Annotated in this window: 23 protein-coding genes and 2 pseudogenes; 21 read left to right on the top strand and 4 right to left on the bottom strand. The window is 65.3% G+C overall.

Annotation, left to right across the window (positions count from 1 at the left end; all coding sequences use genetic code 11):
- The first annotated feature begins 148 nt into the window (after positions 1-148).
- The 6 genes from nthA (at position 149) to AWB81_RS05960 (ending at position 4,874) form a co-directional block, all read left to right on the top strand.
- A complete protein-coding gene (nthA, locus tag AWB81_RS05985) occupies positions 149-796 on the top strand; it encodes a nitrile hydratase subunit alpha (RefSeq protein ID WP_062633203.1) in 648 nt (215 codons plus the stop codon).
- Complete coding sequence (gene nthB / locus AWB81_RS05980) at positions 793-1,455, top strand: nitrile hydratase subunit beta (protein ID WP_062633202.1); 663 nt, start codon at positions 793-795, stop codon at positions 1,453-1,455. The genes nthA and nthB overlap by 4 nt, the downstream gene beginning before the upstream one ends.
- Positions 1,452-1,844 (top strand): nitrile hydratase accessory protein, encoded by a 393-nt coding sequence (locus tag AWB81_RS05975; RefSeq protein ID WP_062633200.1) that lies wholly within the window; start codon positions 1,452-1,454, stop codon positions 1,842-1,844. Before nthB ends, AWB81_RS05975 begins: the two co-directional genes overlap by 4 nt.
- Positions 1,841-2,278 carry a DUF3293 domain-containing protein gene (locus AWB81_RS05970; protein WP_062633198.1) on the top strand — a complete coding sequence of 146 codons (438 nt, stop codon included), beginning with the start codon at positions 1,841-1,843 and terminating at the stop codon, positions 2,276-2,278. Before AWB81_RS05975 ends, AWB81_RS05970 begins: the two co-directional genes overlap by 4 nt.
- A 109-nt stretch (positions 2,279-2,387) precedes the next feature.
- Positions 2,388-4,373 (top strand): PAS domain-containing hybrid sensor histidine kinase/response regulator, encoded by a 1,986-nt coding sequence (locus AWB81_RS05965; protein WP_087134824.1) that lies wholly within the window; start codon positions 2,388-2,390, stop codon positions 4,371-4,373.
- Between the two features lie 33 nt (positions 4,374-4,406).
- Complete coding sequence (locus AWB81_RS05960; protein WP_062633196.1) at positions 4,407-4,874, top strand: DUF4126 family protein; 468 nt, start codon at positions 4,407-4,409, stop codon at positions 4,872-4,874.
- A 12-nt stretch (positions 4,875-4,886) separates the two neighbouring features.
- On the opposite strand, the gene AWB81_RS05955 is transcribed toward AWB81_RS05960, so the two are convergent.
- Positions 4,887-5,393: a YgjP-like metallopeptidase domain-containing protein gene (locus AWB81_RS05955; RefSeq protein ID WP_062633194.1), complete on the bottom strand. Its 507-nt coding sequence runs from the start codon at positions 5,391-5,393 to the stop codon at positions 4,887-4,889.
- Positions 5,394-5,545: 152 nt separating this feature from the next.
- Here AWB81_RS05955 and AWB81_RS05950 point away from each other — a divergent pair.
- A pseudogene (locus AWB81_RS05950) lies at positions 5,546-6,073 on the top strand (metal-dependent hydrolase).
- A gap of 57 nt (positions 6,074-6,130) precedes the next feature.
- Positions 6,131-6,628: an LEA/WHy family protein gene (locus AWB81_RS05945; protein WP_087134823.1), complete on the top strand. Its 498-nt coding sequence runs from the start codon at positions 6,131-6,133 to the stop codon at positions 6,626-6,628.
- Here AWB81_RS05945 and AWB81_RS05940 read toward each other — a convergent pair.
- The gene (locus AWB81_RS05940) at positions 6,625-7,044 is read right to left on the bottom strand and encodes a cupin domain-containing protein (RefSeq protein ID WP_062633192.1); all 420 of its coding nucleotides are present in this window, start codon (positions 7,042-7,044) and stop codon (positions 6,625-6,627) included. The two genes, AWB81_RS05945 and AWB81_RS05940, sit on opposite strands and share 4 nt — an antisense overlap.
- A gap of 134 nt (positions 7,045-7,178) precedes the next feature.
- Here AWB81_RS05940 and AWB81_RS05935 point away from each other — a divergent pair, with 134 nt between their 5' ends.
- A complete protein-coding gene (locus AWB81_RS05935) occupies positions 7,179-12,023 on the top strand; it encodes an NAD-glutamate dehydrogenase (RefSeq protein ID WP_062633190.1) in 4,845 nt (1,614 codons plus the stop codon).
- A gap of 26 nt (positions 12,024-12,049) precedes the next feature.
- Here the strand turns inward: AWB81_RS05935 and AWB81_RS05930 are convergent, their stop codons facing one another.
- Complete coding sequence (locus AWB81_RS05930) at positions 12,050-12,256, bottom strand: hypothetical protein (protein ID WP_062633188.1); 207 nt, start codon at positions 12,254-12,256, stop codon at positions 12,050-12,052.
- 279 nt (positions 12,257-12,535) lie between these two features.
- Between AWB81_RS05930 and AWB81_RS05925 the strand changes: the two are divergent.
- The 4 genes and pseudogenes from AWB81_RS05925 (at position 12,536) to AWB81_RS05910 (ending at position 18,058) form a co-directional block, all read left to right on the top strand.
- Positions 12,536-13,982: pseudogene (locus AWB81_RS05925) on the top strand (alkaline phosphatase family protein).
- A gap of 350 nt (positions 13,983-14,332) precedes the next feature.
- Positions 14,333-15,709: a sensor histidine kinase gene (locus AWB81_RS05920; protein WP_062633187.1), complete on the top strand. Its 1,377-nt coding sequence runs from the start codon at positions 14,333-14,335 to the stop codon at positions 15,707-15,709.
- Complete coding sequence (locus AWB81_RS05915) at positions 15,706-16,353, top strand: response regulator transcription factor (protein ID WP_062633185.1); 648 nt, start codon at positions 15,706-15,708, stop codon at positions 16,351-16,353. The genes AWB81_RS05920 and AWB81_RS05915 overlap by 4 nt, the downstream gene beginning before the upstream one ends.
- A gap of 316 nt (positions 16,354-16,669) precedes the next feature.
- Positions 16,670-18,058, top strand: a complete 1,389-nt coding sequence (locus tag AWB81_RS05910) for an FAD-binding oxidoreductase (RefSeq protein WP_062633183.1) — start codon at positions 16,670-16,672, stop codon at positions 18,056-18,058.
- A 78-nt stretch (positions 18,059-18,136) separates the two neighbouring features.
- On the opposite strand, the gene AWB81_RS05905 is transcribed toward AWB81_RS05910, so the two are convergent.
- Entirely contained in the window at positions 18,137-18,493 is a 357-nt protein-coding gene (locus tag AWB81_RS05905; RefSeq protein ID WP_062633181.1) for a host attachment protein, read from the bottom strand.
- A 243-nt stretch (positions 18,494-18,736) separates the two neighbouring features.
- Between AWB81_RS05905 and AWB81_RS05900 the strand changes: the two genes are divergently transcribed.
- From AWB81_RS05900 to dhaL, 8 genes are all read left to right on the top strand, one after another.
- Entirely contained in the window at positions 18,737-19,756 is a 1,020-nt protein-coding gene (locus AWB81_RS05900; protein WP_200822475.1) for a LacI family DNA-binding transcriptional regulator, read from the top strand.
- A 137-nt stretch (positions 19,757-19,893) separates the two neighbouring features.
- Positions 19,894-21,225 (top strand): ABC transporter substrate-binding protein, encoded by a 1,332-nt coding sequence (locus tag AWB81_RS05895; RefSeq protein WP_062633175.1) that lies wholly within the window; start codon positions 19,894-19,896, stop codon positions 21,223-21,225.
- 106 nt (positions 21,226-21,331) lie between these two features.
- A complete protein-coding gene (locus tag AWB81_RS05890; RefSeq protein ID WP_062633173.1) occupies positions 21,332-22,288 on the top strand; it encodes a carbohydrate ABC transporter permease in 957 nt (318 codons plus the stop codon).
- On the top strand, positions 22,285-23,238 hold the full coding sequence (locus AWB81_RS05885; RefSeq protein ID WP_062633172.1) for a carbohydrate ABC transporter permease: 954 nt from the start codon (positions 22,285-22,287) through the stop codon (positions 23,236-23,238). Before AWB81_RS05890 ends, AWB81_RS05885 begins: the two co-directional genes overlap by 4 nt.
- A complete protein-coding gene (locus AWB81_RS05880; protein ID WP_062633170.1) occupies positions 23,235-23,429 on the top strand; it encodes a hypothetical protein in 195 nt (64 codons plus the stop codon). The genes AWB81_RS05885 and AWB81_RS05880 overlap by 4 nt, the downstream gene beginning before the upstream one ends.
- 3 nt (positions 23,430-23,432) lie before the next feature.
- Positions 23,433-24,509 (top strand): ABC transporter ATP-binding protein, encoded by a 1,077-nt coding sequence (locus AWB81_RS05875; RefSeq protein WP_062633168.1) that lies wholly within the window; start codon positions 23,433-23,435, stop codon positions 24,507-24,509.
- Positions 24,502-25,521, top strand: coding sequence for an ABC transporter ATP-binding protein (locus AWB81_RS05870; protein ID WP_062633166.1), 1,020 nt, complete (start codon positions 24,502-24,504; stop codon positions 25,519-25,521). Before AWB81_RS05875 ends, AWB81_RS05870 begins: the two co-directional genes overlap by 8 nt.
- Positions 25,518-26,147 carry a dihydroxyacetone kinase subunit DhaL gene (dhaL, locus tag AWB81_RS05865; protein ID WP_062633165.1) on the top strand — a complete coding sequence of 210 codons (630 nt, stop codon included), beginning with the start codon at positions 25,518-25,520 and terminating at the stop codon, positions 26,145-26,147. The genes AWB81_RS05870 and dhaL overlap by 4 nt, the downstream gene beginning before the upstream one ends.
- Positions 26,148-26,160: the final 13 nt, after the last annotated feature.

The following is a 26,160-nucleotide window of genomic DNA, read 5'->3' as shown; positions in this document are numbered from 1 at the left end:
CGCGGTAAAAGCCATGCGATGCCGGAAGGCGTTCCGATTGGAAACGCTTCTAAAAGTATAGGTGTCGAAAGCATGTGTTGCGGTGCGTTTGCGGAGGTCTGCGCGCTCCGGTAACGTATGAACGTCTTCGCACAAGGGAGCGGCGCCGATGAGCCACGACCACGAACATGATCACGCCGGCAGCGCGCTGCCGGAAATGGACCTGCGGGTGCGCGCGCTGGAGTCGCTCCTGATCGAGAAAGGTTACGTGGATCCGAAGGCGCTCGACGTCCTCATCGACACGTACGAGCACCGGGTCGGGCCGCGCAACGGCGCGCGCGTGGTCGCGAAGGCGTGGACCGATCCGGCCTACCGCCAGTGGCTCCTCGACGATGCCAGCGCCGCCATCGCGTCGCTCGGTTTTTCGGGGCGGCAGGGCGAGCATATGGTCGTGCTGGAGAACACGCCGGAGGTGCACAACGTCGTCGTTTGCACGCTGTGCTCGTGCTATCCGTGGCCGGTGCTCGGCCTCCCGCCCGTGTGGTACAAGTCAGCGCCGTATCGCTCGCGCGTCGTGATCGATCCGCGCGGCGTGCTGGCGGAATTCGGCGTCGAATTGCCGGCCGAGGTCGAACTGCGGGTATGGGATTCGACTGCCGAGGTCCGCTATCTCGTGCTGCCGATGCGTCCCCCGGGCACAGGGGACATGGACGAAGCCGCGCGCGCCGAACTGGTCACGCGCGATTCGATGATCGGCACGGGCGTCCCGGCGATACCGGGTTCATCGTCCACACAGTCACAGCGGGAGCCGACATGAACGGAGTTCAGGACATGGGCGGCATGCAGTCGTTCGGGCCGGTCCGGCGGCGCGAGAACGACCTGCCGCTGCACGACGACTGGGAGCGCCGGGTGCTCGCCATGACGCTCGCGATGGGCGCGACCGGCGCATGGAACATCGATGCGTCGCGGGCCGCGCGCGAGAGCCTTCCTCCCGCGCAGTATCTGTCGAGCAGCTATTTCGAAATCTGGTTCGAAGGTCTGAAGAAGCTGCTGGTGAACACCGGCCTGGCCACCGCGGAAGAAATCGAATCGGGCGAATTGCAGAGCGCGGCTGTGCGCGTGCAGCGCGTGCTTCACGCGGATCAGGTTCAGGCGGCGCTCCTGCGCGGCAGTTCCGTCGAGCGCCCGGCGCGCGCGCCAGCGCGTTTCGCGGCCGGCGATCCGGTGCGCGCCCGGCAGATGAATCCGCCGACGCACACGCGCCTGCCGCGCTATTGCCGGGGCAGGCGCGGCGCGATCGTCGCCGTGCGGGGCGCGCACGTCTTTCCCGATACCAACGCACTCGGCGCCGGCGAGGATCCGCACTGGCTCTACACCGTGCGCTTCGATGCGGCCGAGTTGTGGGGCGCAGAGACGACGGCGTCGTCGGTGTGCGTCGACTGCTGGGAGCCGTATCTGGAACCCTGTCCGGCATGAAATCGCACGACACCGAACCGAACCCGCCCGGATGGCGCGCGGCGCTGCCCGACCTGCCCGCCGACGCCGCCGGTCCCGTCTTCGATGCGCCCTGGCAGGCGCAGGCTTTCGCGATGACGCTCGCGCTGCACGAGCGCGGGCTCTTCACCTGGAAGGAATGGGCGGAGTACCTGAATCGCGCGATTGCGGACGCGCAGTCCGCGGGCGACCCCGATCGCGGCGACACCTACTACTCGCACTGGCTGACGGCGCTGGAGCGCATCAGCACGGCGAAGGGACTGGTGACGAGCGGCATGCTCACGAGCCGCCGCGCCGACTGGGACGAGGCGGCGCGCGCGACGCCCCACGGTCAGCCGATCGAACTGCGCCGCCGCCCGGAACGGGCGTGAACGGCGAGACGCTCGCGGCCTATCGGGCGACGCGGTATCGCGTGTTCGCGCAAGCCGCGATCGACATGCGCATCGGCGAGACGAGCGCCGCGATGGCCGCGTTGCTCGGGCTACACGGTGTCGGATCGGCGGTGTTCGTGACCGCGTTCAATCCGTTCAGCCAGCGCCTGAGCGACGAGGACAACGCCGCGCGCCAGCGCAGGCTGAAGGCGCATCTCGCGCGCCTCGGTTTCGCGACGATCGCAGGCGCTGGCATCGATCCGACGGGCCATTGGCCGGCCGAGGAAAGCGTGCTGGCACTAGGCGCGGACCGCGCGGCCGCCGACGATCTGATGATGGAATTCGAGCAGAACGCGGTGGTGTTCGTCGAAAGCGACGGCTGCGCGCTCCTGTTGCTGCATCCGCGACTGCGCGATGAGACCCACAATGGCTGAGCGCGCGCGAAAACCCGTGCCCGAAGCGCTTCGAACGGTCGCGCTCTAATCGTCGCACCCGAACGGTGTATGCTCGTCAAAGCTTGAGCTTCTACAAAAATACGACGCTATGACCAATCCCGCTTCCTCCCCGATTCCCGAGGATACGCCCGCCCTTGGGCCGCGCGAGGACGCCGATGTCCGCGATTCGCTCTACCGGACGCTCGTCCAGGAAATCGAGGACTGCGCGATCTTCATGCTCGATGTCGACGGCCGCGTACGCACCTGGAATGCCGGCGCGCAGAAGATCAAGGGCTATGCGGCGCACGAGATCATCGGCGAGCACTTTTCGCGCTTTTATCCCGCGGACGCCCTCGCTCGCGGCTGGCCGGACTACGAGCTGCGCGAGGCGCTTGCCGTCGGCCGCTTCGAGGACGAGGGCTGGCGCGTGCGCAAGGACGGCACGTTGTTCTGGGCGAACGTCGTGATCACTGCGCTGCGCGACCCGGACGGCACGCCGATCGGCTTCGCCAAGCTCACCCGCGACCTGACCCTGCGCCGCCAGGAAGAGGAACGCCTGCGCGAGAGCGAGGAGCGCTTTCGCCTGCTGGTCGAATCGGTCAAGGACTACGCGATCTTCATGCTCGAACCGGACGGCCGCGTCGCGAGCTGGAATTCCGGCGCCATCGAGATCAAGGGCTACCGGCCCGACGAAATCATCGGGCAGCACTTCTCGGTGTTCTACCGGCCGGAGGACAACGCCGTCGGCAAGCCCGCCGGCGAACTCGCGCAAGCGATCCGCTTCGGGCGCGTCGAGGACGAAGGCTGGCGCGTGCGCAAGGACGGCTCGCTCTTCTGGGCAAATGTCATCATCACGGCCATGTACGACGGCACCGGCAGGCTGCGCGGCTTTGCGAAGGTCACGCGCGACCTGAGCGAGAGAAAGCGCCTGGAGGAACTGGAGCGGTCGAGCCAGCACGTCAGCGAATTCCTCGCGACGCTCGCGCACGAACTGCGCAATCCGCTCGCGCCGCTGCGCAACGCAGTCGGCGTGATGCAGCTCGAACCGCTGCTCTCGCCGACCATCGCCTCGTGCCGCGACATGATCGACCGCCAGACCATTCAACTGTCGCGGCTCGTGGACGACCTGCTCGACATGGGCCGCATCACCACCGGCAAGATCGATCTGCGCACGGCGACCGTCGATATGGCCGAGGTCGTCGCGCAGAGCGTCGAGGCGGTGCGGCCGCTCGCCGACCAGCGCCAGCAGGCGATCGACGTGCGGCTGCCGGCGGAAGGCGTCGTCGTCGAGGGCGACTTCGTGCGGCTCGTGCAGGTGCTGCAGAACCTGCTGAACAATGCGTCGAAATTCTCGCCGACGGGCGGGCGAATCGGGATCGAGATGTTGAGCGAACCGCGCAACATCGTGCTGACCGTGAGCGATCAGGGACGCGGCATCTCGCCTGGCTCGCTCGACACCATCTTCACGCTCTTCGCGCAGGAAGACCGGCTGCTCGACCCGACGCACAACGGACTCGGCATCGGCCTGACGCTGTGCCGCTCGCTCGTCGAACTGCACGGCGGCATGATCTCGGCGCAAAGCGAAGGGCGCGGCATGGGCAGCGTCTTCACCGTGCGCCTGCCGCGCGCGCGGCGCCGCGCCGGCAACGGCCCGGAAAACGGCGCCGGGCGGTCGTCGGCGGCCGTGCCGGCGAAGGCGATGCGGGTGCTCGTGATCGACGACAACCGCGATTCCGCCGACAGCCTCGCGATGCTGATCGGCATGAAGGGCCACGAAGCGCGCGCGGCCTACGACGGCGCGAGCGGCCTAGTCGTCGCCCGGGAGTTTGTGCCCGATCTCGTGCTGGTCGATCTGGCGATGCCGGACATGGACGGCTTTGCCGTGCTGCGGGCGTTGCGCGCAAACGCGACGCTCGGGCGCACGGTGACTGCGGCGATGACGGGCTTCGGGCAGAATCAGGACCGCGAGCGCTCGATCGACGAAGGGTTCGACGCGCACCTCGTCAAGCCGGTGGACATGGCGCTGCTCGACGCGCTGCTCGCCGATGCGAAGCGCCGCTTCCTTGCCACCGGCACCGGGCGGCCGCTCGCCTGATCGCCCGTATCACTCTCGCCTGGGGAGGCGTCCGTGTCCGTGTATCTGATCGCGCTGCTGATGGGTATCGTCGCGGGCCTGCGGGCGATGACCGCGCCCGCCGCCGTGAGCTGGGCCGCGCATCTCGGCTGGCTGCCGCTAGCGGGCACGCCGCTCGCGTTCCTGGGCTACGCCGCGACGCCGTGGATCTTCACGGCGCTCGCCGTCGTCGAACTGGTCACCGACCAGTTGCCGCGCACCCCGAGCCGCAAGGTGCCGATGCAGTTCGGCACGCGCATCGTGCTCGGCGCGTTGTGCGGCGCGGCGCTTGCCATGCCGGCGGGCGTGTGGATCGGCGGGTTGGTCGCGGGCGTGTTGGGGGCGATCGCCGGGACGCTCGGCGGGGCGAAGGCGCGCGCCGCGCTAGCGCAGTCGTTCGGACGCGATCTGCCGGCGGCGCTGATCGAGGATGTCGTCGCGGTCGGCGGTGCGGTGCTGCTGGTGCTCGCCATCCCGCGATAGCGCGATAGCGCGTCAGGCCGCCTTGATGCGGCACAGATCCCGATGCGTGAGATAAAGCCGCAGGTCGAATTCGATCTGATGGTAGCCCGGCTGCATGAATTCGCAGAGCCGGTAGAACGCCTTGTTGTGATCGCCTTCCTTTAGATGTGCGAGTTCATGCACGACGATCATCTTCAGGAATTCGGGCGCAGTGTCCTTGAACAGCGACGCGATCCGGATCTCCTTCTTCGCCTTCAGCTTGCCGCCCTGCACGCGCGAAATGGCCGTGTGCAGCCCGAGCGCGTGCCGCAGCACGTCGAGCTTGCTGTCGTAGACGACCTTGTCGATGGCGGGCGCGACGCGCAGGAATTCCTGCTTCAGTTCGCAGCAATACTCGTAGAGCGCACGGTCCGACTGCACGGCATGGCGGTGCGGATAGCGCGTTTCGAGATAGGTGCCGAGCCGCCCCTCGGCGATCAGGCGGCGGACCTTTTCCTGCAGCGTGGCCGAATAGGCGCTCAGGTATTTCAGATGTTGCATGGCGGTCGGAAGGGGGCCAAAGGGCGGCGAACAGACTCGATTGTAACGAGAGCAGGCAAACGCGTAAGTTTGTGTATGGATCGTGGTTGAGGCGCACGCGGCGTGCCAAGATGCGCGACCTGGTTTCATCACCGCAGCGCGGCATCGACATCATGGCTTCGAACAAGGCGCATCACGCCACCGGCTGGGCGGCCGGCATCATCGCGGCGGCGCTCGTCAGCAAGACGGGCGGCGCGGGTCCTCATCAGCTGTTCAGCGTGCTCGCGCTCGCCGCGGGCGTGCTCGGCGGCACGGCGCCCGACTGGCTCGAAGTCGCGTGATGGTCGCGCGCCCGCAGGCTCTGGATCACGCATCGCACGCTCACGCACTGGGGCGTCGGGTGGATCGCGCTCTGCGTGGTTTCGTATCGGCTGCTCGGCGTGCATCCGCTCGCGGCAGTGCCGTTCGGCTTCGCGTGCGGCGGCCTGATGCATCTCTTCGCCGACTGGCCCAATCCGCTCGGCGTGCCGTGGATCGCGGCGCGCCATTCGCTGAACCTGTGGACGAGCGGGCGTTGCGATCTGCTTGTCGTTGGCGCTGCGTGGGTCGGCGCGGGTCTGACGGTCGATCACGTCTGGCTGCATGGCGCATTGCTGCACGGCACCGAAGGCCTGCGTTTCCTGCACGCGATCAAGCTCTAGGGCGCGCCAGTACAATGGCCCGTTCATATCAAACCGCATTCACGGGGTGACCAGTCCATGCAATCCGCTTTTGCCGTGCGCACGATCCGACGCTTCGTTCTTGCGTGCCTCACGTTGCTGGCGTTGTGCTCGCTCGGCGGGTGCGCGGGCCTCTTCAACCGCGAGGAGATGCGCGTCCACGTGGTCGGGATCGAGCCGCTGGAGGGGCAGGGCCTCGAAGCGCGTTTCAACGTGAAGCTGCGGGTGCAGAATCCCAACGAAGCGCCGATCGATTACGACGGCGTCTCGCTCGATCTCGAACTGAATGGCCGGCCGTTCGCGAGCGGCGTGAGCGACCAGAAAGGCACCGTGCCGCGCTTCGGCGAAGCGGTGCTCGCCGTGCCGGTGACGGTTTCGGCATTCTCGGCGGCGCGCCAGGCGCTCGGCTTCGCGAACGGCTCGCAGTTCGACAACATTCCGTACGCGCTGCGCGGACGACTCGCGGGCGGCCCGTTCGGCGGCGCGACCTTCAACGACAAGGGCACGCTGAGCCTTCCGTCCGGCGGCGGGTTCTAGAGGTCGTCCGCCGGATCGTACGGATCGACGCGCTCCTGTTCGTTCGCATCGTTGCGCGCCACGATCGCGCGGGCGGGTTCGGTCGCGCTCAGGTTGAATGCCTGATGCGGCACGCCCGGCGGGACGAACAGGAAATCGCCCGCCTCGTTGATCACCGACTCGCGCAGGCCCGGCCCATAACGCGTCTCGACGCGCCCTTCCAGCACATAGATGCCCGTCTCGTAGCCGCGATGCACGTGCGGCTCGGCATGCCCGCCCGGCGGCACGACGACGATATGCATCGACAAGCCCCGCGCGCCCACCGACGCTCCGGAAATGCCCACGAAGTAGGGTAGCCGCTGACGCGTCGCAATCTCCCGGTCGGGTCGCACGGTGACGAGTGTGGGCGGTGCAGCATCGTTTTCATCGTTCTGCATGTCGTCTTCTCCGATGAGTCCGCGCGCTCGCGTTCCATTCCCATGCCGCGCGCGTGGCACGCTAACCGGCGCATAATCGCAGAAAATGCGATGCGGGTGCAGTGCACGCCATCTCGGCGAGCCAGGAGGACACCATGCTGGTCAAGAACGAAGAGCGCGTCGAGCATCTGCTCGACGATGTCGTCGAGTTCGCGCGGGGACGCTTGCCGCAAGAGACGTTCGCCATCATCGAACCATTCCTGCGCGGGTACTACGAACTGGTGGATGTCGAGGACATCCAGAGCCGTGATATCGCCGACCTGTACGGCGCCGCGATGGCCCACTGGCAGACGGCGCAGAAGTTCGTGACGGGCCGCGAAGTGCTGCGCGTCTACAACCCGAACCTGGAGCAGCACGGCTGGCATTCGGACCACACGGTCGTCGAGATCGTCAACGACGACATGCCGTTCCTCGTCGATTCGGTGACGATGGAAATCAACCGTCTCGGCCTCTCGCTGCATTCGGCGATCCATCCGGTGTTCCGCGTGTGGCGCGGCAAGTCGGGCGAGATCGAGCGGATCGGCCCCGGTCACGCCGATGCGAGCGAACGCGAAGCGTCGTCGCTCGAATCCTTCATACATTTCGAAGTGGACCGCTGCGGCGAGGCATCGAAGCTCGACGAGCTGCGGGTGAACATCGCGCGCGTGCTGGGTGACGTGCGCGCGTCCGTCGAAGACTGGCCGAAGATCGTCGACGTGGCGCGTGCGACCATCGGCGAACTGAAGACGCGCGACACGACTCCGGACGGCATCGAGGCGCGCGCGTTCCTCGAATGGATGGTCGCGGATCACTTCACGTTCCTCGGTCATCGCGACTACGAACTCGTTACGCAGGACGGCGCGTTTGCGCTGCGCGGGCTGCCCGGTTCGGGCGCGGGCATTCTTCGCGAGACGCTGCGCCCGCCCACCGCCGATGACATCACGCCGCTGCCGCCCGCAGCCGCGTCGATTGTCGAGGGCGCGTCGCCGATCTTCCTCACCAAGGCCAATTCGCGCGCGACGGTGCATCGCCCCGGCTATCTCGACTACGTCGGCGTGAAGCGCACCGGGCCCGACGGGAAGGTGATCGGCGAGCGACGCTTCCTCGGTCTCTACACCTCGACCGCCTATCTCGTGCCGACGTCGGAGATTCCGATCGTGCGTCGCAAGTGCGCGAACATCGTGCGGCGCGCGGGCTTTCTCGCGAAGGGGCATCTGCACAAGTCGCTCATCACGGTGCTCGAACAGTATCCGCGCGACGAACTCTTTCAGGCCGACGAAGACGTGCTCTTCGACATCGCGCTCGGCGTGCTGCGCCTGCAGGAACATCAACGCACGCGGCTCTTCGTGCGCCGCGACCGCTTCGACCGCTTCGTCTCGTGTCTCGTCTTCGTGCCGCGCGACAAGTTCAACACCGACCTGCGGCGGCGCATCTCGAAGGTGCTGATGGAAGCGTTCAACGGCAAGAGCATCGAATTCACGCCGCTCCTGTCGGAGTCGCCACTCGCGCGCATTCACATCGTCGTGCGGGCGGCCAAGGGCGGCATGCCGGAAGTCGACACGCGCGAACTCGAAGCGCGCGTCGTGCAGGTGGCGCGCCGCTGGCAGGACGATCTCGCCGATGCGCTGATCGACAGCCACGGCGAGGAAGCGGGCAACCGCCTGCTGCAACGGTACGCGGATTCGTTTCCCGCGGGCTATCGCGAGGACTATCCGGCGCGCACCGCCGTGCGCGACATCGAACTGATCGAGGAGACGCAGACGCGGGCGAGCGGACTCGCGATGAGCCTCTACCGGCCGATCGAGGCGGGGCGGCGCGCGTTTCGCTTCAAGGTGTATCGCGTGGGCGAGCCGATCGCGCTGTCGCACAGCCTGCCGATGCTGGAGCACCTGGGCGTGCGCGTCGACGAGGAGCGGCCTTACCGCATCGAGCCAATAGGCGCGGAGCATGCGTGGATCCACGACTTCGGCCTCGAACTCGCGGATGACGTCGAGTTCGACATCGACCACGTGAAGGCGCTCTTCGAAAACGCGTTCGCGTGCGTGTGGACGGGCGAAGTCGAGAACGACGACTTCAACCGGCTCGTGCTGCGCGCGCAACTGGGCGCACGCGATGTCACGATCCTGCGCGCGTATGCGAAGTATCTGCGGCAAGTGGGCTCGACCTTCAGCGACGCCTATATCGAGCGCGCGCTCACCGGTAATCCGGGCATCGCGCGCATGCTGCTCGAACTGTTCCTCGCGCGCTTCGATCCGGCGCTCGAGGACGGCGACGCGCGCGAAGCGATCGCCGAACGCATGCTCAAGGCGATCGAGGCGGCGCTCGACAAGGTGCCCAATCTCGACGAAGACCGCATCCTGCGCCAGTTCCTCGGCGTCATCAATGCGACCGTGCGCACCAATCATTTCCGCAAGGACGCGGACAGCCGGTCGCGGCCGTATCTGTCGTTCAAGCTCGATCCGTCGAAGGTGCCGGGCCTGCCCGAACCGAAGCCGATGTTCGAGATCTGGGTCTATGCACCGCGCGTCGAGGGCGTGCATCTGCGCGGCGGCCGCGTCGCGCGCGGCGGACTGCGCTGGTCGGACCGGCGCGAGGACTTCCGCACGGAAGTGCTCGGCCTGATGAAGGCGCAGATGGTCAAGAACGCGGTGATCGTGCCGGTGGGATCGAAGGGCGGCTTTGTCGTGAAGAATCCCCCGCCCGCGAGCGATCGCGAAGCGTTCATGCAGGAAGGCATCGCGTGCTATCAGATGTTCCTGCGTGGCCTGCTCGACGTCACCGACAACCGCGTGTCAGGCGAGATCGAACCGCCGCCGGATGTCGTGCGCCATGATCCCGACGATCCGTATCTCGTCGTCGCCGCCGACAAGGGCACCGCCACCTTCTCCGACTACGCGAACGCGATAGCGCGCGAATACGGTTTCTGGCTCGACGATGCATTCGCGTCGGGCGGCTCGGTCGGATACGACCACAAGAGGATGGGCATCACCGCGCGCGGCGCGTGGGAGTCGGTCAAGCGGCACTTCCGCGAGATGGGCGTCGATACGCAGACGACCGACTTCAGCGTGGTCGGTGTCGGCGACATGTCGGGCGACGTGTTCGGCAACGGCATGCTGCTCTCGCGCCATATCCGGCTCGTCGCCGCGTTCGATCACCGGCATATCTTCCTCGATCCGCAGCCGGACACCGAAGCGAGTTTCAGGGAACGCGAACGGCTCTTCGCGCTGCCGCGCTCGAGCTGGGCCGACTACGACGCATCGCTGATCTCGGCGGGCGGCGGCGTGTATCCGCGCACCGCGAAGACCATCGCGATCTCGCCCGAAATGCAGGCGGTGCTCGGCATCACCGCCGCGACGCTCGCGCCGAACGAACTGATCCGCGCGATCCTGCTCGCCGATGTCGATCTGCTGTACAACGGCGGCGTCGGCACCTATGTGAAGTCGGCGCGCGAGACGCATGCGCAGGTCGGCGACCGGACCAACGAAGCGGTGCGCGTGAATGGCGCCGAGTTGCGCTGCGAGGTCGTGGCCGAAGGCGGCAATCTCGGCTTCACGCAACTGGGACGCATCGAGTTCGCGCAGCACGGCGGGCGCATCAATACCGATGCGATCGACAACTCGGCGGGCGTCGACTGCTCGGATCACGAAGTCAACATCAAGATCCTGCTCGGGCTTGTGGTGGCCGACGGCGAGATGACCGAGAAGCAGCGCAACAAGCTGCTCGCGGAGATGACCGACGAAGTGGGCCTGCTGGTGCTGAAGGACAACTATTCGCAGACCCAGGCGCTCTCGATTGCGAAGCGTTACGTGACCGAGATGCTCGACGCCGAGGAGCGACTGATGCGCTCGCTCGAACGCGCGGGGCGCCTGAAGCGCAAGATCGAATTCCTGCCGTCCGACGACGAGATCACCGAGCGGCAGGCGGCGAAGCAGGGGCTGACTTCGCCGGAACGGGCGGTGCTGCTCGCCTACAGCAAGATGTGGCTGTACGACGAATTGCTCGACTCCGACGTGCCGGAAGACGCGCTGGTCGCCGGCCTGCTGCTCGATTACTTCCCGCAGGCGCTGCAACAGCGCTATAGCGAACCGATGCAGCGTCATCCGCTCAGGCGCGAAATTCTCGCGACGCATCTGACCAATGCGTTCGTCAATCGCGTGGGATGCACCTTCGTGCATCGGCTGATGGAAGAAACCGACGCGTGCCCGAGCGACATCGTGCGCGCGGCGCTGATGGTGCGCGACGTCTTCGATCTCAACGACTTGTGGAAACGCATCGACCTGCTCGACAACATCGTCGCCGATGAAGTGCAGGCGCGCATGTTCGTCGAAGTGGTGCGGCTGCTCGAAGGCACGACGCTCTGGTTCCTGCGGCATTTGAAGGAGCGCACGGGCGACGGGTCGCTGCTGCTCGCGCGTTGCCGCGAGGCGGCGTCGCGGCTTGCGCCGCAGTTGCCGGCGCTCCTGCCGGTGGCGGACCTGGAGTCCTGGTACGCGCGCAGGCGCGAGCTGGAAGACGCGGGCGTGGAAAGCGGACTGGCGGCGCGGGTCGCGAGCGGCGACATCTCGACGGCGGTGCTCGACAGCGCCGAGGTCGCGGCAAACTGCGATCGCCCGCTCGAAGTCGTCGCGAGCGTGTACTTCGCCATCGGGACGCTGCTCGACTATGGCTGGATCGCCGAGCGGGCGATGGCGCTGCCGACGGCCACGCACTGGGACCTGCTCGCACGCGCGGCCGCGCTGGAAGAACTCGCGCGGCTCAAGCGCGCGCTCACGGTGAGCGCGCTTGAAGCGTCGCGCGGAATCGATTCAGCCAATGTGATCGTCGATAGCTGGCGTGCAAAACGCGAGGATGCGCTCGAACGCTACGCGCGGCTCCTCACCGAACTGCGCGCGGCAGGCGGTGCGAGCCTCTCGATGCTGCTCGTCGTGGTGCGCGAGATGACGGTGCTCGAACGCGCCTGAACGGCGCGGTCTCCGGCGCCGCCTGCTCAGCGGCGCTTTTTTCTTGCCGGTTTCGGCGGCGTGAACGCGGCCGTCCAGAAATCGGCGATCTGCTTGTTGCCCTGTTTGACGGCCGTCGACGCCTGCCGCTTCGCGGCGGCGCTCGCATGTCCGCGCGCGGACCCGGCAACGGCATTCGCGCCTCTCAGCCACATGCTCATAAACGGGTTCTTCTTCGTCCACGGATTCTTCATGGCTGTGCTCGCAGGTTGGCGACGCCTGTGACGGCGCCGCAAAGGAAGTGAAAGGGACAGGCACGGCTTGCTCTGTTGTGGCTGCTGTGCATTCGATCCGGAGTCTTCCGCACGGGCCGTGCCCGCGCCCCGACCGCACGTCTGTCCCGCTGTGCCGCCGGTCACGCAGGTTTTGCAGCGGAAACTTCAATCGGCACGGCAATCCCTACAAGAATCCCCGCAACCTAAAAAAAGCAGGAGACAGTCGTGACTGATCATTCTTCCAAATACCCGGATCTCATGCGCCGTCAAGTCCTCGCCGCGCTGGCGAGTTCGGTCGCGCTGTCCGCATGCGGCGGTGGCGGCGACTCAGGATCGGGCGGCTCGGGGGGGCACATCGCCTGCCGTCGGCACGATTCCGCCCGACCGCGCCGGCCTGCCGCGTCCCGCGTTGCCCGATCCGGCGACATCCGGCATCGACCATATCGTGCTCGTGACGATGGAGAACCGCTCCTTCGACCACATGTTCGGCTGGGTGCCGCATGCGGAAGGGCTGCCCGCCAACCGGCAGTTCAAGGATGCGTTCGGCACGATGCAGACGCCGTTCGCGCTCGCGGCGAACGCGAGCTTCGGCTTTCAGGCGTGCAATTACGCCGATCCGAACCACGCCTACGATGCCGGCCGCGTGCATCTCGCGAACGGCGCGATGAACGGCTTCCTGCTGACGGCTGGCACGAGCCTCACGCGCGGCGACCTGCTGCCGATCGGCTACTTCCGCCCCGAGGACATGGACTTCTATCGCGGAGCGGTGAGCCAGTACACGGTCTGCGACTACTATATGAGCGGCATCCTCGCGGATACCTTTCCGAACCGCCTCTACCTGCACAGCGGCGCGACGGACCGGATCAGCGACACGCTGGATTCGTCGTCGCTGCCGACGATCTGGGACCGGCTCGATGCGAAGAGCGTTTCGTCGGCCTATTACTTTCACGATGTGCCGTTCACGTCGCTCTACGGCACGCGCTATGTGGGCCGCTCGAAGCTGTTCGCCAGCTTTCTCGCCGACGCCGCGGCGGGCACGCTGCCGTCGTTCTGCATGGTCGATCCGCGCTTCAGCGGCGAAGCGCTCGGCACGTCCAACGATGACCATCCCCACGCCGATATCCGCAACGGACAGGTGTTGCTCGGCCAGATCTACGATGCGCTGCGCACGAGCCCGAACTGGAGCCGCACCCTGATGATCATTGTCTACGACGAATGGGGCGGCTTCATGGAGCACGTCGCACCGCCCGTGAAACCGGTGTCGGCGGCGGAACAGGCGGTCGGCAACGACGGGCGTCTCGGTTTTCGCGTGCCGTGCATGCTGCTTGGACCGCGCGTGCGCCAGAATTACGTATCGCGCTATCCGTTCGATCCCAGCTCTATTCATCAGTTGATCGCATGGCGCTTCGGCCTCGATCCGCTCGGTGCGCGTGCCACCGACCCCTCGACGTTCAACCTGGCCTACGCGCTCGATCTGCAGAGCGCGGCGCGTACCGACGCGCCGGCCATCGCGGTGACGCAGGGCGTGTTCGGGTCGGCCTGCCCGCTCATCTCGACCGGTTCGATCACGAGCGGCATCGGGCAACTGGATCACCGGCAGCCGACATCGCCGAGCGACGGCTCCATGGCGACGAGCGACGCGGGCGGCCGATTTACGGATCTGCACGCGAAAGCGGCCGCGCTGGGCTTTCCGGTCGCGCCCTGAGCATCGCTGACATGCCGCGCGCAACGAACGCGCGGTTGATTGCACCGAGCGAAACGTCCAGTACATGCGAGCGTCATACTCGCATGTACTGAGTCCGCTCTGACCGACAGGCACGGTTTACAAAGCCTTATAGGCCGCCTACCATTCGGTCACCCCCTCACGTTTCATCGCTCACTGTGGCGCTTTGCGAATACCGCAGCACGGAAAAACAACGCATGTATGCGCGGTGCATGACGACGCAGTCGTTCCAGCGATATTCTGAACGTCGCCTCGCCTTGCTCCCGGTTGTTCCTTGAGTCTTCCAGTACCGGCTCGCGCGATGCGAGCCCAACGACAGGAGCACGGGGCCCATGACCATCGTTCACACCGCTGCATTCAGCGAGGCCATGCTGATCGCCGCGTTGATCGTGCAGCGTGTCCTGCGCGGGCGCGCCCCGCACGCCGAGCAGGCGGCTGCGTCCGGCATCGTCCATGCGGGCGAAGCGCCTGCGTTGGCCGACCGGCCGCGCGCCTCGCAGATGGCAATGTTTCAGGAACTCTTGCGCGACCGATGGCAGCCCGTCCGTCGGCGCTTCGCGATGCTTCCGATTGGACGCACGCGCAGGGTGCGCAAGCGCATGAGCCCGGAGCCGTTCGACGAGCGCTTTCGCGAGTCGCTCGAATGCCTTCCGCTCGCGGCACTCATCGTGAACGAAGATGGCCGGATCGAACTCGTCAATGCGGTGGCGGAGAAACTCTTCGGCTATGACCGCGCCGAGATGATCGGGGCGGCGGCGGAGTGGCTCGTGCCCGGCTTTCTCAACGATGCTCACGCGAGCGCGCTCCCACGCGACGACGCGCCTCTCATACAACACCATTTCGCTCGCCGCAAGGACGGCACGCAATTTCTGGTCGAGGTTGCGCGCAATCCGGTTCCTTCGATGGAGGCGCGCCTCACGTGCGCGGTCGTGATCGATCGCACCGACCGCTACGAGCTTCAGCGCAGCCGTCAGGAACTCGCGCATCTCACGCGCGTGTGCGCACTCGGCGAACTCGCGGCGTCGCTCGCTCACGAACTGAACCAGCCGCTGACTGCGATCCTGAGCAACGCGCAGGCGGCACAGCGCTTCATGACGCGCGAGCCGATCGATCTCGACGAAGTGCGCGAGATCCTGAGCGATCTCGTCGAGGACAACAATCGTGCGAGCGGCATTCTGCGCCGCATCCGCGCGCTCGTGAAAAAGGGCGAAGTCGAACTCGCGCCGCTGAATCTCGCGAGCGTGATCGGCGACGTGGCGTTGCTCGTCCACAGCGATGCGATTGTGAGGTCGATGCGCGTGACGCTCGAAATCGATGCGCACCTGCCACCCGTTCGCGGCGACAAGGTGCAGTTGCAGCAGGTGGTGCTCAATCTTCTGCTCAACGCATTCGATGCGATGGCCCATTGCGCGGTTAGCGAGCGGGAGGTGGTCGTGTCGGCGGTTCCGGACGGCACGGGCTCCGTGCACGTCGCGGTGCGGGATCGCGGAGCGGGCTTGTCCGCCGACGACCGCGAGCGCATCTTCAAGCCGTTCTATACGTCCAAGCGCGACGGCCTCGGTCTCGGACTGTCGATCAGCCGGTCCATCCTCGACATGCACGGTGGCCGCATCTGGGCCGAGAACAACGAAATGCGCGGCGCGACCATCCATTTCACGTTGCCGGCGGCAGTCGAGCCGCGCGACGCAGCCTGGCGGCCGGCATCATGATCGACCTGGAGCCGGTCGTATTCGTGGTCGACGACGACGACGGGGTGCGCCGGGCACTCGCCCGCCTGATCGGTTCGGCGGGATATGGTGTGCGGGCCTTTGCGTGCGCAAGCGACTTTCTCGCATTCGACCTCGCGCCCGGTTGTCCGGCATGCCTCATTCTCGATGTGCGCCTGCCGGATTTCAGCGGTCTCGAATTGCAGCAAAGACTCAACAACATGGGGGCGGCGTTGCCCATCGTGTTCATCACGGGTCACGGCGACATTCCGATGACCGTCACCGCGATGAAGGCCGGCGCCGCCGACTTTCTGGAGAAGCCGGTGAGCGATCAGGACCTGCTGCGCGCGATCGACGTGGCCCTTGCCCGCTCGCGGGAAGCGCTATTCGAGAGCGTCGAGATCGACGCGATCCGATTGCGCCTGACGAAGCTCACGCCGCGCGAACGGGAAGTGTTCGCGCTGGTGGTAAAGGGGCGCCTCAATAAACAGGTGGCGTCCGAACTCGGCACGGTCGAAAAGACGATCAAGGTGCATCGCGCACGCGTGATGGAGAAGATGGGCGCGCACTCGCTCGCCGAACTCGTGCGCATTTCGGACAAGGTAGGCGACCTGTCCATTCGCTCGACGCACGCTTCACCGGACTGAACGCAACGAACGCTGGATTTTGAATCGCATTGAAACACTTAATTCGCCATCCTTAATGCGCTATCGCTCATAGCGGGGACGAATGTCCGATCGATGCTAGATGTGATGCGCGCTGGCGCTTGGCCGAACCTTTACATCCGCGTCGCGCGATCCTTAAATGAGCTTGGGGCGAGCGATTGCCCGTCTTCTGTTCATACGCTCCAGTCTCTTCCAATCATCCACAACATGAGACAGGTGACCCGCACCGGCGGTGCATGCGGCTGTGCTCGCACGTCCGTCGTCGCGCAATTCATGAAGTATGCAGTGAGGTAAAGCCATGGTTAGTCTGACAAGCGAAGCAATCGATACTCTCAAATCACGGTTGCGCGGCGCCATCTTGATGCCATCCGACCCCGGCTACGACGCAGCGCGCACCGTCTGGAACGCGACCATCGACCGGCGTCCGGCGATCATCGTGCGCTGCGCGGGCTCGGCCGATGTGATCGCCGCAGTCGGGTTCGCGCGCGACAACGCCCTCGTGCTCTCGATCCGCGGCGGCGCGCACAACATTGCCGGCAGCGCCGTCTGCGACGATGGCCTGATGCTCGATCTCTCCGCGATGAAGTCGGTGCGCGTGGACCCCGAAGCGAAGCGTGCGTACGTGGAACCGGGCGCGACGCTCGGCGACCTCGACGGCGAAGCGCAGGCATTCGGTCTCGCCACGCCGCTCGGCATCAATTCGACGACCGGCGTAGCGGGGCTCACGCTCGGCGGCGGCTTCGGCTGGATCAGCCGCAAGTTCGGAACGGCGGTCGACAATCTCGTCGCAGCGGAGATCGTGACGGCGGACGGCAAGTGGCATCGCGTGACGGCCGAGCAGGACGCCGATCTCTTCTGGGCGATTCGCGGCGGCGGTGGCAACTTCGGCGTGGTCACGCTGTTCGAGTACCGCCTGCATCCGGTGGGCCCGCAGATCTATGGCGGGCTCGTCGTGTATCCGCTCGAAGAGGCGAACGAGGTGCTGCCAAAGTATCGCGACTTCGTCGCCAAGATGCCCGACGAGCTGACCGTGTGGGCCGTGATGCGCCTCGCGCCGCCGCTGCCTTTCCTGCCCGAAGACGTGCACGGCAAGCCGATCATCGTGCTGGCTTCGTGTTATGTCGGTCCGCTCGAAAGCGGCGCAGAGGCCGTCGAGCCGTTGCGCCACTTCGGCACGCCCTATGGCGAACATCTCGGCGCGATGCCGTTCACCGCGTGGCAAAAGGGCTTTGATCCGTTGATGACGCCCGGCGCGCGCAACTACTGGAAGTCGCACAACTTCGCGGCGATGGACGACGACGTGCTCGCGGCCCTTGCGAAATCCACGAACGAACTGCCGTCGCCTCATTGCGAAATCTTTATCGGCGCGATGGGTGGCGAAACGAACCGCGTGGCCGTGGACGCGACGGCCTATGCGAACCGCGATTCGCTCTATACGGTGAACATCCACTCGCGCTGGACGGAGGCCGCCGAGGACGATGCCTGCATCGGCTGGGCGCGCAAAGTGTTCGATGCGCTCACGCCACATGCGATCGGCAGTGTCTATGTGAACTTCCTGACGGGCGATGAAGGCGATCGCGTGAAGGCGGCATACGGGCCCAACTACGGACGGCTTGCCGAAGTGAAGAGCCGCTATGATCCGGACAACCTGTTCTGCACCAACCAGAACATCAAGCCGGCGGCCTGAAGCGCGCTTGCATTGATGTGAAAACGGGCCAGCGTGAAAGCTGGCCCGTTTCGTTTGCAGTGTCGCAATTCCGACGCATCAGGGCCGCCCCAGATGCCGCTCGACGCCTCGCGTGTCGAGCTTCGAGATGTCGTGGTTGATTTCCTCGTAGACGAGCTTGCGCGTTTCGCTGCTCAGGTGCTCGCGCAAGAGGCCAAGGAACTTGGGTTCGACGGCAAGACGCAATCGATCGAATCGATGTTGCAACCGCGCCTGTTCCAGATGACTCGCGACATTCCTCGCAAACTTCTCGCGATCCTTGTCGTTGAGTTCGGTCGAGCGGGCAACGGGGTTCATGAGGTCTTCAATTTCCTGAAGGTCGAGCTTGAGTCCATGCGTCTCGAAGATCCGGGCACGGCAGCCGTCGGCGGCGAGAACCCAGGTGATTGTGGTCATGTGCTCCTCCTGTTGCCCGTAGCGAACGCGCAGGCAACCGCCATTTTCGCTCAAATTTCCATATCGATGCTTTGTTCAAGAACTTTATCTGTCATCCGAAGTAAGTAGCTACAGAAATAATCTCGCCATTGCGCGGGGCATGCAATCAAATGACGGTTTTAACGCGCGAAAAAAGCTTGCATTTTTCGCGGAAAAAACTAACTTGATTAAACAAAAGCAATGCAAGCGCGGCGGAGGAGACCCATGCCGGCTACCCGGATGATGATTGCGCGGCGAGCCGGCGTCAGTGTGGCGACGGTCGATCGTGTGCTGCGCGACGATCAGGCCGTGCGGCCCGAAACCGCCGAGCGCGTGCACGTGGCGCTCGCCAATCTTCGCGACGAACGCGCGAGCCGCGGACGTCCTCCCAAGCCGAGCACGTTTCGGGTGGCCTTCGTGCTGCCGCAGGTCAACTCGCGTTTTCTCGATCACGTCGAGCGCGACATCGCGTTGTCCGCGAGCTTCTTTCGCGAGCATCGCGTCACGCCATCGTTCTATCGATGCGACTTCGCGAGTCAGCGCGAGACCGTCGCGTTTGCGGAGAAGGCGCGCGATTACGACGCGCTCGTGCTCGCGCCGCTCGATTACCCGTGGGTCGAGCGCCTGATCGAGGAACTGGCCGAAGCCGACGTGCCCGTGGTTACCGTGTTCTCCGATCTTCCCGGCAGCAGCCGCGCCGCGTACGTGGGCGTCGACAACCGCATCGCGGGGCGCACCGCGGGCCTCCTGATGGGCCGCTTTCTCGGCAATCGCATCGGCACGGTGGCGGTGGTCTCGGGCTCGTCGCGGCTTCATGACCAGCTGGAACGGCGCACCGGCTTTTCGCAGGTGCTCGAAGAGGACTTCCGTAATCTGCGCTGGATCGCGGAGCCCGATTTCGCCGAGGACAGCGACGGCGCCGGCCTCGCCACGGCCGGGTTGCTCGCGCGCCATGAAGACCTCGCGGGCGTCTACGCGACGGGCGGCGGCATCTCGGGCATCGCTTCGGCGCTGCAGGAGGCGGGCGACAAGGCGCGCGTCGTCGTGATCGGCCATGGCCTCTCGCCCGAGACGCGCGGTCAACTCGCGGAGCGCGCGATCGACGTGATCCTCGATCAGGACGTGCGCGGCATCGTGCACTGGGCGGGCATCGCGGCCGTCAACTTTCTGAACGACGTGCGGGGCGCGCTTGCGATCCCGACGCCGGAAACCCGAATTTATCTTCGTGAGAATGCGCATGCCTAACGATCGCGAAACGGATCGCGAGACGGATCGCGACACGCGGACCGGCGGCTGACCCCGCAAGTGCCGAAGCACGACGCCCGGCGCATGGGCGTCGACCGTCATCAGGATGGAGACCGCAAGCAAGAAGGAGAAGACACATGTTACGGCTTACACCACGAAGGATGGCCGCAGCCCTGGCTTTGTCGCTGGGGCTTTGCATGGCGGGCGGCGCGCAGGCGCAGGGCAAGCAGCTGACGCTCTGCTGGGCGGCATGGGATCCGGCGAACGCGCTCGTCGAATTATCGAAGGACTTCACGGCGAAGAGCGGCATTCAGATGAAGTTCGAGTTCGTTCCCTGGACGAGCTACGCCGACCGCTTTCTCAACGAACTGAACTCGAAGGGCAAGCTGTGCGACCTGATCATCGGCGACAGCCAGTGGATCGGCGGCGCGGCGGTCAATGGGCATTACGTGAAGCTCAACGACTTCTTCGCGAAGAACAAGATCTCGATGGACGACTTCATGCCGGCGACGGTCGTCGGCTACGCGGAGTGGCCGAAGAACACGCCGAACTACTGGGCGTTGCCCGCCATGGCCGATGCAGTCGGCTGGACCTATCGCAAGGACTGGTTCGCCCGGCCCGAGTTGCGCGCCGAGTTCAAGCAGAAGTACAAGCGCGAACTCGAACCGCCGCAGACATGGGACGAACTCAAGCAGACCGCCGAGTTCTTCCAGGGCCGCAAGATCGACGGCAAGACGGTGTACGGTGCGTATATCTTCACCGAGCGCGGTTCGGAAGGCATCACGATGGGTGTGACCAATGCGCTCTACAGCTTCGGCTTCGAGTATCAGGACCCGAAGAAGCCTTATCACCTCGAAGGCTTCGTGAACTCGCCGGATGCGGTGAAGGGGCTGGAGTTCTATAAGTCGCTCTACAAGTGCTGCACGGCGCCCGGCATGACGAACGCGTACATGCAGGAAGGTCTCGATGCGTTCAAGTCCGGCCAGGTCGCGATGCAGATGAACTGGTTCGCGTTCTTTCCCGGCCTGTACAAGGACCCAAACGTCGGCGGCGACAAGATCGGCTTCTTCGTCAATCCGCGCGAGAAGAAGCAGTTCACGCAACTCGGCGGACAGGGCATCTCGGTCGTGTCGTACTCGGATCACAAGGACGATGCGCTCGAATACATCAAGTGGTTCGCCCAGGCAGACGTGCAGAAGAAGTGGTGGCAGCTGGGCGGCTATTCGGCGGCGAAGTCGGTCGTGCAGGACCCCAGCTTTCCGGGCAGCGCACCGTTCGCGCCGGCCTTCCTGAAGTCGATGGAGATCGTCAAGGACTTCTGGGCCGAGCCGACGTATGCAGAGCTCCTGCTCGACATGCAGAAGCGCGTGCACGACTACGTCGTTGCTGACAAGGGCACCGCGAAGGAAGCGCTGGATCTGCTCGTCAAGGACTGGAACAAGGTGTTCAAGCAGGCGGGCAAGAACTGAGGCCTGGCAGCATGGCGGCGGTCCGCAGGGGGCCGCCGCTTTACGGGTGAGCCAGGTTGCATGGGACCAGAGCAAGCGCTAGCTCTGGTCGATATAGGAGACAGGCATGCAGGCAGACAGGCCTTTCGTAACGCAGGAAGTCGACCCGCGACAAACGCGTCGCGCGGTCAGCAAGCTGCGCGGGCTTTCGGACCGCACGATCGCGTGGCTCTTCATTCTTCCGACGATCCTGCTGCTTCTCGCGATCAACATCTTTCCGTTGATCTGGGCCCTGCGGCTGTCGTTCACCAGCTTCAAGTCGAACATGCCGAGCGTGGCGCCGCACTTCGTCGGCATCGACAACTACGTGGACATCCTCACCGACGAAGACATCTGGTACGCGATGCAGGTCACCGCGCGTTTCGTGTTCTGGTCGGTGGGACTGGAAGTGCTGCTGGGCTTCGGCCTCGCGCTCCTCATCAACAGGCAGTTTCGCGGCCACAGCTTCTGGACCACGCTGATCCTCTTGCCGATGATGCTGTCGCCCGCGGTCGTCGGCAACTTCTGGACCTTTCTGCTGCAGCCGCAGACAGGCCTCTTCAACGACATCGTGAGCTTTCTCACCGGCATTCCGCCCGGTTCGTTCCAGATGATCGGCGACGTGCCGCTCGCGCCGTGGACCATCGTGATGGTCGATGCATGGATGTGGACGCCCTATGTGATGCTGATCTGTCTCGCGGGACTGCGCTCGATTCCCGACTACATCTACGAAGCGGCCGAAGTGGATCGCGCCAGCCCGTGGCGTCAGTTCTGGTCGATCACGCTGCCGATGACCCTGCCGTTCCTGATGCTCGCTGTGCTCTTTCGCGGCATCGAGAACTTCAAGATGTTCGACATGGTGAACCTGCTGACTTCGGGTGGCCCGGGATCGGTGACGGAAACCGTATCGATCACATTGAAGCGGGCCGCGTTCGAGAAATGGCAGACAGGTTATTCGTCGGCGCTCGCGATCATTCTCTTCGTAACCGTGTTCGGCGCGGCGAACATCTATATCAAGGCTCTCAACCGGATCAAACAGCGATGAGACCGTCTGGCAACGCCCATTCCGTGGTGGCCGCATCGGCGGGCGGCAAGCGCTTCGCGGCAATCGTCGTGATCGCGTATGCGCTCGTGACGACGCTGCCGATCGCGTGGATCTTCATGACGAGCTTCAAGACGCAGGAGGACGCGATTGCGTATCCGCCGGTCGTCGTGTTTCATCCGTCGCTCGAAGGCTACGTGAATCTCTTCACGATCCGCTCGCGGCAGACGCCCGAGTTCATCGCGAGCCTGCCCCCCGCGACGACCTGGTACGAGCGCGACGTGAGAAAACGCAACATGGTGATCGCGGGACCGTCGAAGGTCTTGCCGCGTTTCATGAACTCGCTCGTGATCGGGTTCGGCTCGACGTTTCTGGCAGTGTTCCTCGGTACGCTTGCGGCGTATGCGTTCTCGCGCTTCAAGGTGCCGCTCGCAGACGACCTGCTGTTCTTCATCCTCTCGACGCGCATGATGCCGCCGATTGCCGTCGCGATCCCGATCTACCTGATGTATCGCGCGCTCGGCCTGAGCGACAGTTATGTCGGCATGATCGTGCTCTATACGGCGGTGAACGTCTCGCTCGCGGTCTGGCTGCTCAAGGGCTTCATGGACGAGATCCCGCGCGAATACGAAGAGGCCGCCCTCGTCGATGGCTACACGCGGCTGCACGCGTTCGTCAAAGTGGTGTTGCCGCAGGCGATCACCGGCATCGCAGCGACCGCGATCTTCTGCCTGATCTTCGCGTGGAACGAGTACGCGTTCGCGTCGTTGCTCACGAGCGGCGATGCGCAGACGATGCCGCCGTTCATCCCGTTCATCATCGGCGAGGGCGGGCAAGACTGGCCGGCGGTCGCGGCGGCGACGACGCTCTTCGTGCTGCCGATCCTCTTCTTCACCGTCGTGCTGCGCAAGCACCTGTTGCGCGGCATCACCTTCGGAGCGGTGCGCAAATGAAACGCGACCTGACACTGCCGCGCGTGAACCTGCTGAGGCGCGGACCGGGCGAAGCGCTTTCGACCATCCTGATCGGCGCGGGCATCGCGATGCTCGTGCAGCCGTTCTCGCTTGCGCTCTTCACGTGGTCGTTTCCCGTGATCCTCGTCGGCGCGTTCGCGTTTCTCGTCACCAGCCATTTCCCGGACTGACTCATGTCGCAGATCGTTCTCGTCAACCTGCACAAACGCTTCGGCGATTTCACCGCCGTGCGCGGCACTGATCTGACGGTCGGCGCGGGTCGCTTCGTCGTGCTGCTTGGGCCGTCGGGTTGCGGCAAGACGACCACGCTGCGCATGATCGCCGGTCTGGAGTTGCCGACGTCCGGCCAGATCCTGATCGACGGCGAGGACGTCACCGCATTGCGCGCTCGTCAACGCGACATCGCGTTCGTGTTCCAGATGTTCGCGCTCTATCCGCACATGACGGTGCGCGAGAACATCGCGTTTCCGCTGAAGAACGAACACGTGCCGCGCCGCGATATCGCCACGCGCGTGGATGCCGCCGCGCGCATGCTGCGCATCGAGGAGCTGATGGATCGCAAGACGGGCGGCCTCTCGGGCGGCGACCGGCAACGCGTCGCGCTCGGCCGCGCTATTGTGCGCCAGCCGAAGGCGTTCCTGATGGACGAGCCGCTCGGCACGCTCGATGCCGATTTCCGCGAACTGATGTGCCTCGAATTGCGCAAGCTGCACAACGCGCTCTCGGCGACGACCGTCTACGTGACGCACGACCAGAGCGAAGCGATGGCAATGGCCGACGATCTCGTCGTGATGAACCAGGGCGAAGTGCTGCAAGCTGGGCCGCCGCACGAGATCTATCATTTTCCGGCGACGGTGTTCGTCGGCAATTTCATCGGCAGCCCGCCGATGAACTTTCTGCCGGTGGACGGCGCAGTGCATGCAGGCGATGAAACAGTGCGCCTGCACGATGCGCCGATCGCCGTGCCGCGTTGCGATGCCACGTCAGAGCGCGTGCTGCTCGGCGTCCGGCCTGAACATGTCGTGATCGATGACGCGGGACCGCTGCGCGGCAAGGTGATCGCCGACGAGTATCTCGGCTCGCATCAGGTGCTCGTCATCGAGACCGCGGCGGGCGTCGTGCGTGCGCGCACAAGCAAGGACGCGAGGCTCGCGGCGGGGTCGCCTGTCGGGCTGTCGATGCGCCGCGACCGCACGCTGCTCTATGACGCCACGAGCGGCCGCCTGCTTCCGGGAGCCGCTCATGGCTGAGATCCAGTTGCGCAACGTCTCGAAGCGCTTCGGCGCGATCGTCGCGGTCGACGATCTATCGCTCGACGTGAAGGACGGCGAATTCGTGGTGATCCTCGGTCCGAGCGGCGCGGGCAAGACGACCACGCTGCGTCTCATCGCGGGTCTCGAAGGCCCCGATGCAGGTGACGTGCTGATCGACGGCGAGATCGCGACAGACGTCCATCCGTCCGAGCGCGATGTCGCGTTCATCTTCCAGCAGTATTCGCTGTATCCGCACCTGAGCGTCTTCGACAACCTCGCGTTTCCGCTGCGCTCGCCGCGCCGCCGCACGAGCGAAGGCGAGGTGCGCGCGCGCGTGCAGAAGGTCGCCGGGATGCTGCACATGGAGTCGAAGCTCGGCAACATGGCGACGCATCTCTCGGGCGGCGAGATGCAACGCGTCGCGATCGGGCGCGCCCTCGTGCGCGAGCCGCGCGCGTTCCTGATGGACGAGCCGCTCTCGTCGCTCGATGCCAAGCTGCGCGAGGAACTGCGCATCGAACTAAAGCGGTTGCACCGGCAGATCGGCGCGACCATCGTCTACGTGACGCACGACCAGGTTGAAGCGACGACGCTCGCAGACCGCATCGGCATTCTCGAACACGGGCGTCTCGTGCAGATCGGCACGCCGCGCGAAGTCTATGGCGATCCCGAATGCCTGTCCGCCGCGCGGCGCCTCGGCTCGCCGCCGATCAACCTGCTGCCGCCCGCGTTCTTCGATGCGTCCTCGCTTCCCGCCGATGCCTCCGTCGTCGCGATTCGTCCGGAGGACATCGTGCTCGAAGCGGCCGGCAGACAGAGCGCGCTCGAACTGAAGGTGCTCGAATATTCACCGCTGCGGCATCTGCTGATTCTCGATCGCAACGGCACGCCGGTCGTCGCGACGACCTCGATGGAGCGCAACTTCAGCCCGGGACAGACGGTAGGCATCTCGCTGCCCGCGCAAAGCCTTTTATATTTTCGCGCCGACGGCAGGAGGATCCGGACATGAACGGCAAGACGGTCATGGCATGCATCGACGCCGCGCACGCGGCGCTCGTGGCGAACACCGATGAGATCGCGCAGCTCGACCAGCAGATCGGCGACGGCGATCATATCTTCAACCTGCTGCGCGGCATGGAAGCGCTCGTCACGGCGCGCGCGCAGATCGAGGCTGCCGCGTTCGGGCCCGCGCTCGACCTGGCCGCGATGAAAATCCTCTCGACGGTAGGCGGTTCGTCGGGTCCCTTGTTCTTTTCGCTGCTGAACGGCATGGGAAAGGCGTCCGCGAACGAAACGCTGAACGTCGATGCCCTGGCTCGCATCTTCATGGCCGGCGTCGATGCCGTCGGGCAGCGCGGCAAGACGGGCGAGGGCAGCAAGACGATGATGGACGTGCTGATCCCGGTCGCCCGGCGTTTCGAGGAACTGGCTGCCGCAGGCGCGTCCTCCGGCGATGTGCTGACCGGCTTGCCGCAGGTCGCCGAAACGTCGATGCTCGCCACGCGCGACATGCTCGCGACCAAGGGGCGCGCGTCCTTTCTCGGCGAACGCTCGCGCGGCCATATCGATCCCGGAGCGCGGTCCAGCCAGCTCATGATCGCGGCGGTGTGCGCGCGGCTCGCCCAATCCAGTTGAAAAGGAGTGGAAA

The sequence above is a fragment of the Caballeronia arationis genome, from assembly GCF_001544975.2.
Lineage (GTDB): Bacteria > Pseudomonadota > Gammaproteobacteria > Burkholderiales > Burkholderiaceae > Caballeronia > Caballeronia arationis.
This window is presented reverse-complemented; position numbering and strand designations above follow the sequence as displayed.